This is a genomic window from Deltaproteobacteria bacterium RIFCSPHIGHO2_02_FULL_44_16, assembly GCA_001798185.1.
In the GTDB taxonomy this organism is placed as follows: domain Bacteria; phylum UBA10199; class UBA10199; order 2-02-FULL-44-16; family 2-02-FULL-44-16; genus 2-02-FULL-44-16.
The window spans coordinates 60,162-75,731 of sequence record MGRM01000008.1 but is presented as its reverse complement, the minus strand read 5'-3'; the positions used below and the strand labels follow the sequence as shown (position 1 = coordinate 75,731).

Genomic DNA, 15,570 nt, shown 5'->3' with positions numbered 1-15,570 from the left:
CAAAATCTCCTCTTGTATCTCCTCAAAATTGCAGTCTCTTCAAATAAAGCTGTTTTATTTCAACGAGTTACAGTCATTCAAGCTGGCAAAGATATTGCATTACTATGTTTGAACCTTCGCGCTGGAAGCCCGATGGGGATGGTCAAGGGGAGAGTTGGATCTCCCCTTGACGTTAGCGAGTCGCGAATTCACTTCGCGCAAGCGAATGGAGTAAAAATGAATATTTTGGGCGACAAATTTAAAGTGAACCGAACGACAACTTCGCAGACGTCTGTCAAAAGCGAAACCGCTCATTCTTCCTCGCAGATCGTTGATCATTATTCCAAAGTTGATACGGAAAATCAGTCAAATCCTCTTACTTCCCCTTCAAGTCCGATTGAGAGCTTTATGCCTGGAATGACGAGTGAGCTTGATGCTTCACTTGAAGAGGCAGATTTTGGAACTCCGCGTGTAGACGATATTTTAGTCAACAATCCAAAAACGCGCGCTCGACTCGATGTGCTGATTGAAAAATATGAAAAACACATCGAGCGCATTAAAAAAGAGATCACTTCAAAACAACAAAGTCTCGCTCGTGGAGAAGTGACCGGATCAGAAGCATCTGTAGTTCAAAGACTCATTGAACGACTTGAGCGAGAACTCGATTTTGCCCAGCGAGAACTTGCAAAGGCTCAGAAACTCAATGGTGAAACAGATGATATTGTGAAACGCGAGAAATTAGAAATGCGTGATATTAATGGTGATAGCTGGATTGGTCGCGCGTTTGCGAAGGATTCATTTCGAATTGTGGTGAAAGACGATGGAACAAAAGTTTTCTTTAACCATTTAGGGAATCGGGTTCCTTCTCCTGTTTCCCATCTTGGATACGAAGCAAAAATTTTTGATGGCAATGGAATCATCAGAAAAGCTGCTTCTACTCCTGCTGACAGCATTGATGAAGACTACAAAAACGCAACCTTAATTCGCACACAACTCAACGGTCATCAGCCGACCTATTCCAGCAAATTTGGAACGCAAATTAACATCAGAATTCCAGAATATGTTTGGGTGAAGCGTGAACTGAATAAAGATAGTAATTTCGAACTTTACGATAAATTCGATGCCAACGGAAAACAGGAAACTCCAGCAAAACTTGATGATTACATTCAGATTCCGATTACCAAAGTGGATGGAACTTCTATTCCTTCGCAAAAAGCCAAAGATGGAACCCAACTGTGGGATCATGTCTTTGAATTCATCGGTGGATTTGATGGTGATGAAATTGTTGCGTTTCGCATGACTGTTGAAGGAGTGGAAACCAGTAAAACAGACGATCCTGCTGCGGCTAAACTTGCGAATGGTCGACGTTATATTGCAGCATCAAACGTCGGACTTTCTATCAGTGGAGAAGATCGTTTGAGTGCAGGAGATTTTAATTTTTCGCAGATCAAGAGCACGAGCCGACATACTGTGAAACATGATAAATACATGACTGAAACTGGTCTTGGTGGGAAGGGTCCAGCGGTTACGGGAGAAACAAAAGAAGATCGTCGTGCTGCAGAAGCGTGGGTAGAAAATATTCAGTTGTTTGTCGATAGACCCGATTCGGGAAAGAAAGTCGGAGATATCGGTTATTATTGGCACGATCAAGCCAATCAACCGCGTACCAGTAACAAACTTTTTAGTGAATATACGTCATTTGCGAATGCTCGTGATCAGGGTTGGTATCCGATTCACTATAACGATGATCACAACACCCTTTATCATGATGCCTATATCTCTTCAAAAAATACTCCGCGGAATGATCCTCACTCTCCACTTCTGAATATCACCAATGGACCTTTTATTTACGGTCTTTCAGGAGTTATTGAAGGATCTCAGACATCGAATAATACGATTATTGTCGATGGAAAAGATAAAGCCGTGCCGTCTCATCTTGAAAACTTTGTTCCGAAAGATCGAGCCAAGCTCGATAAAGCAGATCCTGCTTATAAAACCAGTGTTCGAGGTGGCAATGGTCACGATGTGGTCGTCATGAAAGGTGAAGGAGATTTGGTCGTTGAAAGTGTCAGCTTCTTCTGGCGCGAAGGAGCTGCACCTAAGGATCAAACGATTATTTCCACCAAACAAGGTGATGGGAGATCGGCGTGGAAGAACCCCAAGAATTACGTTCATATCGATGGTGGAGTAAATTACATTTACAATCCAGTTGAAACCGCTTCGAGCCATGACAATGAAGCGATTAAAACGAAAGTAGAAGGTGGTACTACGCATACTGAAATGAATACAGTCGATTACACAGTACAGGACGATTATTATCATATTGTTTCTGGATCTGCCTCATTTGCCAATGGAGTCGATTTGGATCTTCCGGAAGGATATGACAATCAACAAAACGATTCCTGGTGGAACGAAAATACGGTGGGAGAGACGTACATAAACTGGTCAAAAGAACTGAATGATCAGAGAAAACAGATTCCTGAAGAGACATTGCCTGATGAACTGAAAGAAGAATTTGAAATTGGCAATGGGGATGGGGCATACGCACAGCTGACGGCTGAGGTGGATAGTTTCTTTGGTGAATGGGGAGAAGATGCCGAAGGGGCATTGGGCGAATTTGACGATGCGGTTGCAGAACGCGACGCATCACGAGGATAAACGATGACACGAGTGAATTCACATGGAGTGAAAGCCAATGCGACAGAGCCAACACCAGAAGATCGTGCTGCGGATGCTGAAATTTTACGACGCATGCAAGATGGCCTTCGTCTTCTCTCCAATTTAGAGAGCGAAAGCGGTGAATGGCTCAACGAAGAAGATATGGCAAAGGCTGGAAAACTTCGCGCTTTTCTTACCGCTCATATTGCAACATACGAAGCTGCTGGGCTTCACGGTCTTTCGGGAAGTGATCTTGAAGGTGATCTCAATGATATGTATCGGCCTTCTCCTGATTTGCATACAGGATGGAACGGCAATTATATCCAAGAACCAAATGCTCAACATGAAGCGTATATCGGTGAATCCTATGCTGGAACCATAAGCACCATTCTTCATGGAACTCCTGCACAAACACGGCTGGCGCTCAAACTTGGCGAAGATCAGGTAAAACTCGAAGGGAAAGTCTGGGGAAATCATCTTATCTTCGAAATTACCAATCGTGATGGAACAAAAGAGACATGGGTCATGGAAGATGGACTGAAAAATGGTGTTCCAATTGTGATCGATGCAATGAAAGTGAAACCGGATGGGAGCTCAGTTCAAGGTGTGACGATCGACCTTTCCCATATCTTGCGTCTTCGTCCAGATACAGTTCCAGATCGTGTGATGGATTTTTATGTTTGGGGGAGTGATTTTAATGACGATATCAAACTCTCTCAAGGTCGTAACCTCGCAGCCGGTATGCTCGGTGACGATACATTGCGCAGTGGTCCCCTCTCTCGCAATCAACTCTTTGGTGATGATAAATATGAGACAGCGGGTCAATTCTCTTCACTCGGTGGCAATGATACGTTTATTGGCGGCGGAAGTGGAACGCATATCATGGGTGGAGATGGAAAAGATCAGTATCTGAGTTCAACCCGTGCTGGAAGTATCTCAGACGTCGAACAAACACCGGATCAAACCGCTTCGGATATTCCTCAGCATGATCGGTATTATAATCGTGCGGGAACTCAAGGTTGGACTGGGGCAATCGAGAACGGAATGGTTGTACTTCGTAACACGGGCGGCAACGGTGGCGGAAGCATTGATATCGATATGAAAGAACTTGAAGCCGAGGGCTATCGTATGGCTTTTGCCGAAGCTCGTGGAAACGACATTATCATTACATTTGCGAGCGAAGATGGCAGTAAAACATTTCGCATGAAAATCGAAGGTATTCTCACGATGGAAGATCCGGTGATCGTGAATGTGCATGGCACCGATCAAAATGACATTCTCGATTTCAGTCGTCTCGATGGTGATCTTCTTCAGATGGGACATGTGTTTAATCTCTTTGGAAATGGCGAAGACGATATTATTTTTGGAGTGCGTCATCTCCTGACACAGCAAGGTTTGGATATTAATGATTTCAATCGTGTCGGTGGACCGATGAGTCAGGGTATTCAGTCAGGTGAATTGCAAGATTTCGAAGAAGATTTTGTAGATGAACCAGAAGAAGGCAAAATTATGTTTGTTGTGGATTCTGATAGTACAAATCGTCAAATGACGATTCGACCGGGAGCAAACTTTGATAACTCAACCGGTGAAGGATTTGATGTCAACGAAGATAGCCTCGTGATCAATGCTCCTGAAGGATATAAGGCTGCTTATCTCATAGAAGATGGTGGCACAGGACATTATCTGGTTCTCGTGCAACCTGGTGAGCCAGCAAAAACAATTGTGGTCCATATTGATGTCGGTACAAGACTGAAAAAGGATCAAATTCAAATTCGGCAGCAATCGCGCGATAAAAATAATGCTCTTACGCAGGGAGATCATGTCACTCCTATCTTGCTGACGACCGAGCTTATTCAGAATGGATTTGAGATTTCCGGTGGAGCTGGAGATGATTCGATTTACTATCAAGAAGGTTCACGTCTCAATCGCAGTGGCCCGGAAGGCAACGATACCACCGAAGCGTATGCTGAAGAAGAAGATGTGCTTGAGGAAGAAGGATAAGCAATGTGGCTATCCTATGTCATTGCGAGGAGTCCCCCACGTAACTTGGGGGACGACGAAGAAATCCCGATTGTCATTCCCGCAAAAGCGGGAATCCAGGACTGGATCCCCGATTACAACATTCGGGGATGACAAAAATGAGATCGCCACGCCCTTCGGGCTCGCGATGACATTCTCTAATATTTTATTTTCACCAGATACAATCCACATGCCGGAGCGCAGCGGCCAACACTTTTGCGATCTCTCTTTTTGAGTATCACTTTGATTGAATCTGGTGTTCGCTTCCCCTCACCTACTTCAACAAGTGTTCCCACCATGTTTCGAATTTGATGACGAAGAAATCCCTCTCCTTGAAATGTCAACTGCAGCAGTGGTGCATGTGGATATGTTTTGATCACTCGAAGAGATGCTTTTGTGAGACGACGAGTCGTTGTTTTCACCGATGATCCTTGCGCCATGAAGCTGCGAAAGTCATGTTTCCCTACAAAATATGTCAGAGCTTTTCGCATTGCTCTGAGATCAAGTGGCTTTCGGATATGCCACACGCGATGAAGAAGAAGTGGTGCATGCACCGGACTCTGAAGAATCACGTAAGTATAGGTTTTGCTTTTTGCGCTTTTAATGGGGTGAAAGTGATCTGCGACTTCTTCTATTTTTTTAACGCAGATATCATTTGGAAGCAAACTGTTTGCCGCTTTCATCAAACCTTCACCTGAAATAGAGCTTTCAGTTTGATACGTTGCGACTTGGGCAAGGGCGTGCACTCCGCTATCGGTACGACTTGCTCCGAGAAGGTTCCCCTTTTCTGCCGTTATTTTTTGAAGAGCAGTTTGAATAAGTTCCTGGATGGAAATTCCATTTTTTTGGATTTGCCAGCCGACATAGTTGGTGCCGTCGTATTCAATTGTCAGTTTCAGTGTTCGTACCATTTTCACCCTTAGGGTCTTTTTGTAAAGTCCTCGTATGTCATTGCGAGGAGCAGAGCGACGAAGCAATCTCCTGTAGATAGTGATTTCAGGAGATCGCCACGCCCTTTGGGCTCGCGATGACACCCTTTGAAAATATTAAAACTCAAATAACAATCCAATCGAATACACAAACCCGGAAAGATCGAGACCAGCTTTCTTTCCAAAATTATTGATCCATTGATATTGTCCTTCAAGTGTTAAAAATAAATCTTCAATGCCAAGATCACCGCGCATATTTCCATCACTGAGTTCCGACAAAAGAATACTCATTCCACTACCACCATGCGCTCCATATTTTATTCCTTGAATGGAAGTGCCAGAGGTTGTTTCGCGAAAATAGACATAGTCACTTCCTACTCGTACATAGGGCACAATCCATCGCCATGAAGCATAATCCATGCGCCAAATGAAACTCGTTTCTATCGGAATCAAAAAAAGTTTAAAGCGATCTTGCGATGCCGTTCCCGTCGAGACACCAAGGGCATTTCCTGATTTATAATGAAATCCAACGCCTCCTTCGATGCCATAACGTTTTTGAAAAAGGAGTGCTCCTTGAATTTTCGTGATCTGATTGCAGCACGGATCATAAAACGTATCGAGACCATTATCTGAGGGAAGCCAAAAACCACTTTTGAGTTCAAGCGTTCCCAAAAGTGGAGCATTTTTTTTGGCATAAGAAATTTGGGGAATGAAGAGGATAGAGAAAAATGTGAGAAATAGAATCAGAAAATATTGGAAGTCATTCCCGCATGTTGTAAGCGGGAATTTCATGAGATCCCTGCTTTCGCAGGGATGACGTATACGCAGCTTACAGCATAGAAAAAACAAAACGGGCATAAAAAGAAGAACGAAGGAATATGAAGTATCTGAATAAGAATTGAGCGAGCATCCTGCTTCTCCGAGAAAAGCGATTGGTCCACCTGTGAGCTGGGGAGTTGCTGTGGCTGTTCCACCCCCTGTCAGCGATGATGTCCGTGTGGCGCTGACATTTCCTGCTGAATCTGTGGCTTCCATGGCAATAAAATACGATGTGCCATTACTGAGTCCTTCAATGACAGCAGTAGCATTGTCCCCGCTTGATGGCTGTGTAATCTTGGAATCGACAGTGGTTTTGGTGAGCACGTCAGATGCGTCGGTCGAAAGATAAATGTGATAGTGGGCAATGTCCGATTGCGTAAGGCGTGTAAAGGTCACATAAATTTTTTGATTGCCGAATCCTGTACTTTGAATCGTCACGGCTGGCGGGGGCGTATCAACAGAAAATGTTGTCGCTTTTCTCCCACGATTACTGCTGCTATCTGTGACAAAGACAAAAAGTTTATTGCTCCCTTCAGAAAAAAGTGAACTATTCGTATCGTAATCTGCGCTCATGGTTGTCGTGGTATCAGTGGTAATACTTCCACTTGAACTTCCACCGCCAACGATCGTGAACAGTGTTCCATTCGCACTCACATCACCGCCTACTCGTACTTCATAAGTTCCCGTTTCATTGGATTGAAAAAGCAGCTTAAGCGTATCTCCGATTCCAAGAGATCCTTTTCCACTGACATTTGAAAGAGATGAAATTGTTATCCATGGATTCGCACTTAAAACACCGACGGTTCCGGTTGAGTTACCGATATAGAGATAACCGTCCGTAGAAGAACTCGCAGCGAGAAATTTGGGAGTATTCGAAGTCGGAATGGGTTCCTTGGCGATGCTCGTATCATCTGGGTTTCCAAGATCAAAGATTTCGTCATTCACCGTGTTCATCACCGTGATCCCCTTTGAACCTGCCACAAAAGCATACGGAGTTTCCGAAGTTCCATTGATCGGATTTTTGACATTGCTCATAACAATATCTGTCGGCGTCGGGTTCGTACTCAGAGAAAGCGTTGTTCCACTTGTGACCACGGTCTTTGTCGAAAGTGCGATTTTTACAAGTGCCGGAGTAGTACTATCGATCACATAAAGATGTTCTCCGCCGGGTGTAACAGCCATGGAATCAAGGGAAAGATTAGTTCCCACGGTGATGGTGGTGGTTTGGGTTTTACCACTTTCAATCACCAGTATTTTGCCGTCACTTGTGGAAAAGAAAAATTGAGACGAGGCCGTATGAAAAAGTGCATCCTGAATGGTGAATGAACTTCCGAGTCCGGTAAGTGAGACCGTCGATTTTTCAACCGCTTTTGTTCCGAGATTTACCACATGAATGGTCTTGTCGGTATTATTGACCACATACGCTTGTCGTGTCGTGCTATCGACCGCGATTTTTCCAAGCTCATCGTTGGAAGAGACTTCGAGAGAGGCAGGCGTTGCGGTAATGTTGTCGAGATCAAAGATGAGAACATCACCATCATTTTGACTCGCGACGATATCTTTTCCCGTTGCGTCGTATGCAATGCCCATGATGGTGCCATTTGTTTTATCGGTGGTAGAGAGCGCCGGAGGCTGGCTTGAAGCGCTGCTAAAAGTATCCATATCGATTATTTTGAGTTTTTCACCAAACGAGAGAACGAGCGTGTCGTCATCGATCAGAAGAAAACCGGAGAGAGAACTGGAGGCGCCGAAATCGAATGGCGGTCCCCCGGAAAGATTGATTTCAGTGGAGGGATAGGCATGGACAGCAATATTCCATTGGCAGATGAGAAAAAAGATTAATGTAAGTCGTTTCTTGATCATAGCTAGTGTCTGCTTACAAAGGCTGTCATCGCGAGCCCGAAGGGCGTGGCGATCTCCTGAAAGCGTCTGCAAGAGATTGCTTCGTCGCTTATGCTCCTCGCAATGACAATATTCTTCTCATTTTCGAAAGAGATCATCAAGCTTTCGCTTTGCGTCAGTGGCAGGATTGACGTTGAGACTTTTTCCACAAAATTCAAAATAACCGCAGAAATTGGCCTTTTCTTTGTTGCTGACAAATTCTGCCTGTGGTTCTCGGCATTGTTGTGAAACTGTGAGATCAAAAAAGCGACATTGGCGACAGGCATGAAGATCTGCATGGCAATGAGGACATTCATCCCCCCTTCCAATCGGAAAAAGTGGAGAAATCTCTTTGTGGCATGCTGCACAATAGTGGTTACTCATAATTTTCAAAAATTTTACTCAAAACTGACAAATTATTTGGGTGGCTCCGACGTCGGATCCCAGGGGCGCCCCGCGTCAGCGGGGAGGTGGAACGACGGAGGTGACAGGACCCATGACATTGAAAATGTTTTGAGAGAAATTTTTGCACCGTTATGAATGATGGCTCTTATCGATTTTCGAAACAGGAGGATGGCTTACAAGTTCAAGTCGCTGCGCCTTTTTGGCGTTGCGATGCTCTCGAATGCGAGTGACAAACTTTCGGCTTTCCCGCAGCGTGATCATCTCTTCCAGAAGTCCTGACGCGACATATCCCATCAGCAAGACAAAAAACATCAGATCGGGATTTAACGAAATAATAAAAATGAAGAGAACAAATGCCACGAGCATTAAAAATGCATTGCGCCCCCCTCGAAAATTTAAGGTTTTCAAACTTCGATAGGGAATAGAACTGACCATGAGAAGACCTGCGGTAACCGTCAGAGCAACGACCAGATAATTCTCTGTCATCTGACGTCCTAAAAATTCCTCACAAAAAATAACAAAGGTAATAAGAATGCCGGCGCCAGAAGGAATAGGAAGTCCTTGAAAATATTTTGACTCAATATTGTCGAACTGAACATTGTAGCGAGCGAGGCGCAGTGCGCCACAGGCGATAAAGACAAATGTTGCGAGTGCTCCTATGCGTCCTAAACTTTGAAGTGACCAAATATACATGAGAAGCCCCGGAGCGACTCCAAACGAGATCAGATCAACGAGAGAATCATACGCCAGTCCGAAATCACTTTCTGCTTTGGTGAGACGCGCAACGCTTCCATCAATGAGATCAAAAAGACCTGAAAGAATTATAAAATAGGCCGCAAGAACATATTCTCCCGAAAGAGTTTTGGTCATGGAAAAAAATCCGAAAAAAAGATTCGCGGTGGTACAGAGACTTGGCAGCATAGCGATGCTTCGTCGCAAACCCTCTCGTTTTGTGAGTAAACGTTTTCGAGTCATTAAAATTTCCCCAAGACTGTTGATCCACCACGAACATTATCTCCTTCTTGGATACGAAGTTCAACCTGCGATGGGAGATAGAGATCAACACGAGAACCAAATCGTATAAGTCCAATGCGCTCTCCCCTTCCAATACGCATTGATTCCTTGAGATAACAGACAATTCTTCGTGCCACGAGACCGGCAATTTGCGACATGACAATTTCGCGACCATGATCATCTTGAAAAAGAATCACATTGCGCTCGTTGTGTTCTGAGGCCTTGTCGAAGCTCGCGACAAAAAACTTTCCTTGATGATACGAGATATTTTTCACCATTCCTTCAATCGGCGCTCGATTGATATGCACATTAAAAATGGAAAGAAAGATGCTTATTTTTTTGCTTGGATTTTCCGTGAATGGGGCTTTTGCATCGGTAATAGAAAGAATGCGTCCATCAGCTGGTGAAACAATAACGCCCTTTTCCTGAGAAATGACTCGTTCTGGATTTCGAAAAAAAAGAGCAATCCCCAACGTTAAAAGAAGAAAAAAACAGGCCAAAAAGAGCGATCCAAAAAGCGCCGCAAGGAGTGACAGTAAAAGAGTGATGACCAGAAAAGGGAATCCCTCTGCGGCAATAATCCATTGCTGTGGCATCGGTCGATAGGCTGTCGCAATACTTCGTGTCATAAAGATGTCTCTCCTGAACGATACGTTGTCAGAATCTTTTCTATTTTATCTCGACCAATGAGCTTTTGCTTTTGAAGATTTTTTCTTTCGAGCTTTTCTTGAGGATTGAGAAATGGTTTTCGATCCAATTTGGCGAGCTTTTTTTCAATATCAAGATGCTCATGGTAAAGATCTGCAAGGTTTTCATCTTTTTTGCGATATTTTTCGATTAATTCGAGATCTTTTTTTTCCATATCTCCTCCTTATGGATGAATACTCAACTTCTTTTTTTTCTGCAACCCGATTTCTGCATCTGATATTCGCAGGTAATGTGGCATCACTTCATCGGGAATTGGGTTGCGCGCAAGATCTCTTTCCGCAAGATGAGCAATGGAGGAGACAAAAGGAGTATGACAATCTTCCGAAGGAATCGTACAGTCTTTCAGTTCAGCATGAAAGAAATCCGCATAGACTAACGCCCCACTTCCCAGTAAAATTTTTTTCCCAGAAATTTTTTCGATCTCTTGTTTCCACGTTTCGGGAGAAAGAACCATTTCCTCATCCTTAAGGCGACCATACATCTCTCCTCTTTTCGCATCCAAAAGTGGCACCGTAATGGCTGGAGGAACTCTTTTATTCAGGTGAAGAGCTTCAAGCGATGAAACACCCACAAGAGGAAGATTCAACGCAAAGGCAATCCCTTTTGCAGCAGCAATGCCAATGCGAAGTCCGGTAAAGGAGCCAGGTCCATGCGTGACAGCGATCATCTCAAGATCATACGGATTCCAACCTGCTTTTTGAAGAAGTTGGGGAATATGCTCAAAGAGTTGTTCTGAATGAGAAATGCCTTCTTGAGCATATTTTTCTGCGATTACTTTCCCCTTGTCCACAAGACCAACCGCGCTTTGAAGTGTGCATGTATCAATGACTAAAATCTTCATATATCAAGTAATTAATATATAAGGTTTAAATAACAACTTTATGTTGTTTGCAAGGGTTTTTTCCGCTCATGCTGAGCCTGTCAAAGCATGAAGTCACCCTTCGACAAGCTCAGGGTGAACGCTTATTACCACAAATGAATCAGACCCTAACCAAAGAGCTTTTTGAGGTCATTTACGGTGGCAGCAATCATAAGCGCAAGCAGAAAGGCAAAACCGATTTGCTGCAACACAAATCGAGTCCGTTTTGGAAGAGGCTTTCCACGCACAGCTTCAAGTCCCAGAAAAGCAAGATGTCCCCCATCCAAAACAGGAATAGGAAGCAGATTTAAAATCCCAAGTTGCAAACTTAAGAACGCCAAAAAATAGAGAAATTCACTCAAGCCCGATTTCGCAGCCATAGCGCTTGTTTTAGCAATGGCGATCGGTCCCCCTAGATTTTTGTAAGATGCTTCAAGGGTCACGAGTTTTTTGAGCATACTTGTCACAAGCGTCAGCAGTCGAATGTTTTCTGCAAATCCTTTTTGAAGAGAGGTCTTCACGTCATAACGTTGAAGGACCATGGGAGGATTTTCAGTTTGTGAGACTTGAATTCCAATAAGCCATCTTTGCACTTCAGGATTAAAGCGAGGAGCGAGCGTTTTTTCGAGAATTTCGCCATTTCGTTCAATCGTCAGTTTCACCTCTCCACCCTGTGATCGATGGACTTTGCTGGTAAAATCTGCAGAACCCTGAAGAGGGCTTTCATTGAGAGCTTGAATCTTATCTTTTTGTTGAAGCCCTGCCTCTTTTGCGGGACTATCAGGAAGAATTTCTTCCACCATGACCGGGCCACCATAAAAAAGAGAAGGTTCAATTCCAAAAAAATCTTCTTCAGAAGAACGTTCGAGCTGATGTTCAAAAATTTCGGATCCTCGTTGAAGTGTCAGCGTCGCATTCTTTTGAGCCACGAGGATGAGAAAAACCTCTTCCCAGGTTGTCACTTTTTTTCCATTCACTGCGAGAATCTGATCTCCTTGTTTGAGAGCCTGCTGGCTCACAACTTCTTGCTGGACTCCCAGAAGAACAGGAGTTTCGGTAAAATAACGTGGAATGTCTCGGCCAATAAAAAAGACCGCTGGCATCAAGAGAAGGCTTAAAAGAACATTCATCAAAGGACCAGCAATGAGAATTTTAAAACGAGGAATGATCCCCTTTTGACTAAAGGATCTCGGATCATCTGCTCCTTCATCGTCGGGATCTTGGCCGAGAACTTTGACATATCCTCCAAGAGGAATCAGGCAAAGACGATAGTCTGTCTCTCCTCTTTTAAAACCAAAAAGACGGGGTCCAAAACCGATGGAAAATTCGTCCACACGAATGCCGGCACGTTTTGCCATAATAAAATGGCCAAACTCGTGAACCAAAACGAGAAGGCTGAGAGCAATGATGAAATATAAGATAGTCATGATAATCCTAACGTCGCTTCCAGAGGAAATCTCTCGAAGGCCGCGTCCCATTTTTGGTCGACCCAAAATGGTCGCTTACGCTCAGCAATTTTATTTATCATATCCCGATTGATAAAATTGCTTCCGCGATACCTTCTGCGAGTTTTCCTCTGCGCGACGTTTCCTTTGATATTCATATGTATGTTTGCGCTACCATTCTTGCTTCTCTATCAATTTCAAGAATTTCCTCAAGCGTTCTCCAAGATCGCGGTGAATGTTGCATCATGGTCTCTTCTACAATGCGCGCGATGTCAAGAAACCTAATGCGCTCATGTAAAAAAGCATCAACTGCAATTTCGTTGGCGGCATTTAACACCGCCGGCATCGATTTTCCACATTTTGCGGCTTCAGAGGCAAGTCGTAAACAAGGAAAACGGGTATGGTCGACAGGTTCAAAAGAGAGCGAGTTCATTTTCGTCAGATCAAGTGAAGCAACGCCAGACGTGATTCGTTCGGGATAAGCAAGCGCATAAGCAATAGGCGTTCGCATATCGGGGAGTCCAAGTTGAGCGAGCACCGACGAATCCTCAAATTCTACAAAGGAATGAATGATACTTTGAGGATGAATAACAACCTCAATTTGTTCAAGAGGTCTTTCAAAAAGCCAAAAAGCTTCAATAACCTCTAATCCTTTATTCATCATTGTTGCAGAGTCAATCGTAATTTTTTTTCCCATCGACCAGTTTGGATGACGTAAAGCATCGGCAACGGTAACTGATGAAAGCTTCGAGAGTGGAGTTTGACGAAAAGGTCCACCCGAAGCGGTCAACGTTATTTTTCTGAGATTTTTTTTCTCTTGTCCTTCAAGACATTGGAAAAGAGCTGAATGTTCACTGTCAACGGGAAGAAGACGAATATGATTTTTTTTCGCCTCTTTCATCATCAGTTCACCAGCAACAACTAATGTCTCTTTATTTGCTAACGCAATATTCTTTTTTGCTCGAATCGCCGCAAGTGTTGGTGTCAGACCGACGGCTCCCACAAGTGCTGAAACAATGAGAGTTGCTTGATCGTGCGTTGCAAGAGAGACGAGTCCCTCTTCTCCTACGAGAATTTCGATTTTACCCGCCTTTTTGCGGGTATCCCGCCGTAGCTCCCCGCGATTTTTGGGGAGCGAAGGAGGATGAGCAAGAAGTTGTTGCAACTCAGCAGCAAGAGCCGGGGTTCCGACGCATACCACTTCAGGTTCAAACTCTTGAATCTGATCTGCAAGAAGATGAATTTGGTGACGCGCTGTGAGTCCCACAATCTTAAAACGATCACGATGACGACGGACAACGTCGAGCGTGCTGCTTCCAATGGAGCCTGTGCTTCCGAGAATAACGAGAGATTTCAAGGTAACACCCCAACAACACGCGAGAGATAAAGATATGAAATGGGAGCTGCAAAAAGAAGTGCATCAACACGATCAAGCATTCCACCATGTCCTGGAATCAAATGTCCTGAATCTTTGACACCAATACTCCGTTTGAGCATGGATTCGATCAAATCGCCTAAGGGCGAAACGATCCAAATAATAATGGCAACGACCAGCGTGACTTCAAAAGAGAGAGAGGTCTGGAGGAAAAAAAACCAAACTGAAAAAGTTCCCAAAAGCGAACCGACGAGAGCTCCAAAAAAACCCTCCCATGTTTTCTGTGGGCTCACCAGCGGTGCAAACTTACGAGATCCAATTGCCTTCCCCACGACAAGCCCCATCGTATCCGTAAGACATGCAGGAGCTAAAATGAAAAGAACCCACTCCGGTCCCGCTTGTCGTAAATCCCCCCAAGAGGCAAAAGAAATTCCAAGACCGAGAAGTGACAGGCATGCAATGCCGAGACGGTTTGCAACTCCATGAAGGTCTTTTGCACGCCACATAAAAACCAACGCTAAGAAGAAAAGAATGAGGGGCAAAAGAGAAAGAACAAGATCGCGCGCAAAAAGCATAAGAAGAAAAATAAAAAGGGTTGTGAGCAGGGTTGCGATTTTTTCAACAAAATCTTCAAAAAAGAGATGAGTCAATTCTAAAAGACTCAAGGTGCACGCAATGGTCATGAGCGCATAAAACGCGGAAGGTGGTAAAAACCAAACCACAGAAAGTAAAATCGCTACCAGGACAATTGCGGAAAGTATGCGGATCATCCCACAAGCTCCCGAAGTTGTTCACTGGTCATTCCAAAACGGCGTTCTCGTTTTGAAAAAGCATCCAGAGCTTTATCAAGCTCATAGGCATTAAAATCTGGCCATAACGTTTCCGTAAAATAGAGTTCTGTATACGCAAGTTGCCAAAGCAAAAAATTGCTGATGCGATATTCCCCACTTGTTCGAATAAGGAGATCAGGATCGGGAAGATCACGCGTATCAAGCGCTTGCGAGAGAATCTCAGGAGTAATATTTTTAACTCCCCTTTTTATGAGCTCTTGAAATGCACGAGCAATTTCTTGCCGTGAGCCATAAGAAAGCGCCATGGTGAGTGTCAAGTTGGAGCCTTGTTGTGTCAGTTCTTTTGTGCGTTCTACTTCTTCTCGAACAAAAGGAGAGAGACGATTCACATCGCCAATGGTTTGAAAACGAATGCCTTCGTGAATCATTTTTTGACGCTTACTTGTCAGATACAGACCGAGAAGTTCCATTAAGGCTTCGACTTCGTCAGAAGGTCGGTTCCAATTTTCTTCTGAAAATGCGTAAAGTGTTAAATAAGGAACGCGACGATCAATGCAGGCATTGATAATATCTTCGCTCACTTCAGCGCCACGACGATGACCTTCAATGCGCGGGAGTTCGTGGTATTCAGCCCATCGACCATTGCCATCCATAATAATGGCGATATGTTGGGGATGCGGATTCACGG

The 15,570-nt window shown here is 44.1% G+C and carries 14 protein-coding genes; 2 read left to right on the top strand and 12 right to left on the bottom strand.

Translation table 11 applies throughout. From position 1 onward, the window contains the following. The first annotated feature begins 12 nt into the window (after positions 1–12). Complete coding sequence (locus A3C46_04360) at positions 13–2,637, top strand: hypothetical protein (GenBank protein OGQ23033.1); 2,625 nt, start codon at positions 13–15, stop codon at positions 2,635–2,637. 3 nt (positions 2,638–2,640) lie between these two features. Next, complete coding sequence (locus A3C46_04355) at positions 2,641–4,638, top strand: hypothetical protein (GenBank protein OGQ23032.1); 1,998 nt, start codon at positions 2,641–2,643, stop codon at positions 4,636–4,638. Positions 4,639–4,814: 176 nt separating this feature from the next. Here A3C46_04355 and A3C46_04350 read toward each other — a convergent pair whose 3' ends face one another. From A3C46_04350 to A3C46_04295, 12 genes are all read right to left on the bottom strand, one after another. Next, positions 4,815–5,567, bottom strand: coding sequence for a tRNA pseudouridine(38-40) synthase TruA (locus tag A3C46_04350; GenBank protein OGQ23031.1), 753 nt, complete (start codon positions 5,565–5,567; stop codon positions 4,815–4,817). A gap of 135 nt (positions 5,568–5,702) precedes the next feature. Further along, positions 5,703–8,267, bottom strand: a complete 2,565-nt coding sequence (locus A3C46_04345) for a hypothetical protein (GenBank protein ID OGQ23030.1) — start codon at positions 8,265–8,267, stop codon at positions 5,703–5,705. Between the two features lie 117 nt (positions 8,268–8,384). After that, the gene (locus tag A3C46_04340) at positions 8,385–8,669 is read right to left on the bottom strand and encodes a hypothetical protein (GenBank protein ID OGQ23029.1); all 285 of its coding nucleotides are present in this window, start codon (positions 8,667–8,669) and stop codon (positions 8,385–8,387) included. Between the two features lie 150 nt (positions 8,670–8,819). Further along, on the bottom strand, positions 8,820–9,665 hold the full coding sequence (locus A3C46_04335) for a CDP-diacylglycerol--serine O-phosphatidyltransferase (GenBank protein ID OGQ23028.1): 846 nt from the start codon (positions 9,663–9,665) through the stop codon (positions 8,820–8,822). Continuing rightward, positions 9,665–10,300 carry a phosphatidylserine decarboxylase gene (locus A3C46_04330; GenBank protein OGQ23056.1) on the bottom strand — a complete coding sequence of 212 codons (636 nt, stop codon included), beginning with the start codon at positions 10,298–10,300 and terminating at the stop codon, positions 9,665–9,667. The genes A3C46_04335 and A3C46_04330 overlap by 1 nt, the downstream gene beginning before the upstream one ends. A 29-nt stretch (positions 10,301–10,329) precedes the next feature. Next, complete coding sequence (locus A3C46_04325) at positions 10,330–10,566, bottom strand: hypothetical protein (GenBank protein OGQ23027.1); 237 nt, start codon at positions 10,564–10,566, stop codon at positions 10,330–10,332. 9 nt (positions 10,567–10,575) lie between these two features. Further along, on the bottom strand, positions 10,576–11,253 hold the full coding sequence (locus A3C46_04320; GenBank protein OGQ23026.1) for a tRNA (adenosine(37)-N6)-threonylcarbamoyltransferase complex dimerization subunit type 1 TsaB: 678 nt from the start codon (positions 11,251–11,253) through the stop codon (positions 10,576–10,578). A 146-nt stretch (positions 11,254–11,399) separates the two neighbouring features. Then, positions 11,400–12,698 carry an RIP metalloprotease RseP gene (locus tag A3C46_04315; GenBank protein OGQ23025.1) on the bottom strand — a complete coding sequence of 433 codons (1,299 nt, stop codon included), beginning with the start codon at positions 12,696–12,698 and terminating at the stop codon, positions 11,400–11,402. Further along, positions 12,695–12,874, bottom strand: a complete 180-nt coding sequence (locus A3C46_04310; protein ID OGQ23024.1) for a hypothetical protein — start codon at positions 12,872–12,874, stop codon at positions 12,695–12,697. The genes A3C46_04315 and A3C46_04310 overlap by 4 nt, the downstream gene beginning before the upstream one ends. Then, entirely contained in the window at positions 12,871–14,073 is a 1,203-nt protein-coding gene (locus A3C46_04305; GenBank protein OGQ23023.1) for a 1-deoxy-D-xylulose-5-phosphate reductoisomerase, read from the bottom strand. The genes A3C46_04310 and A3C46_04305 overlap by 4 nt, the downstream gene beginning before the upstream one ends. After that, complete coding sequence (locus A3C46_04300) at positions 14,070–14,861, bottom strand: hypothetical protein (protein ID OGQ23022.1); 792 nt, start codon at positions 14,859–14,861, stop codon at positions 14,070–14,072. Before A3C46_04300 ends, A3C46_04305 begins: the two co-directional genes overlap by 4 nt. Beyond that, positions 14,858–15,568, bottom strand: a complete 711-nt coding sequence (locus tag A3C46_04295; protein OGQ23021.1) for a di-trans,poly-cis-decaprenylcistransferase — start codon at positions 15,566–15,568, stop codon at positions 14,858–14,860. The genes A3C46_04300 and A3C46_04295 overlap by 4 nt, the downstream gene beginning before the upstream one ends. Positions 15,569–15,570: the final 2 nt, after the last annotated feature.

What these genes read in the sequence shown, in the direction of transcription:
- A3C46_04350 (OGQ23031.1), bottom strand. Translation starts at nt 5,567, where the DNA reads ATGGTACGAACACTGAAACTGACAATTGAATACGACGGCACCAACTAT.
- A3C46_04355 (OGQ23032.1), top strand. Translation starts at nt 2,641, where the DNA reads ATGACACGAGTGAATTCACATGGAGTGAAAGCCAATGCGACAGAGCCA.
- A3C46_04320 (OGQ23026.1), bottom strand. Translation starts at nt 11,253, where the DNA reads ATGAAGATTTTAGTCATTGATACATGCACACTTCAAAGCGCGGTTGGT.
- A3C46_04310 (OGQ23024.1), bottom strand. Translation starts at nt 12,874, where the DNA reads ATGAATATCAAAGGAAACGTCGCGCAGAGGAAAACTCGCAGAAGGTAT.
- A3C46_04315 (OGQ23025.1), bottom strand. Translation starts at nt 12,698, where the DNA reads ATGACTATCTTATATTTCATCATTGCTCTCAGCCTTCTCGTTTTGGTT.
- A3C46_04325 (OGQ23027.1), bottom strand. Translation starts at nt 10,566, where the DNA reads ATGGAAAAAAAAGATCTCGAATTAATCGAAAAATATCGCAAAAAAGAT.
- A3C46_04335 (OGQ23028.1), bottom strand. Translation starts at nt 9,665, where the DNA reads ATGACTCGAAAACGTTTACTCACAAAACGAGAGGGTTTGCGACGAAGC.
- A3C46_04330 (OGQ23056.1), bottom strand. Translation starts at nt 10,300, where the DNA reads ATGCCACAGCAATGGATTATTGCCGCAGAGGGATTCCCTTTTCTGGTC.
- A3C46_04345 (OGQ23030.1), bottom strand. Translation starts at nt 8,267, where the DNA reads ATGATCAAGAAACGACTTACATTAATCTTTTTTCTCATCTGCCAATGG.
- A3C46_04340 (OGQ23029.1), bottom strand. Translation starts at nt 8,669, where the DNA reads ATGAGTAACCACTATTGTGCAGCATGCCACAAAGAGATTTCTCCACTT.
- A3C46_04300 (OGQ23022.1), bottom strand. Translation starts at nt 14,861, where the DNA reads ATGATCCGCATACTTTCCGCAATTGTCCTGGTAGCGATTTTACTTTCT.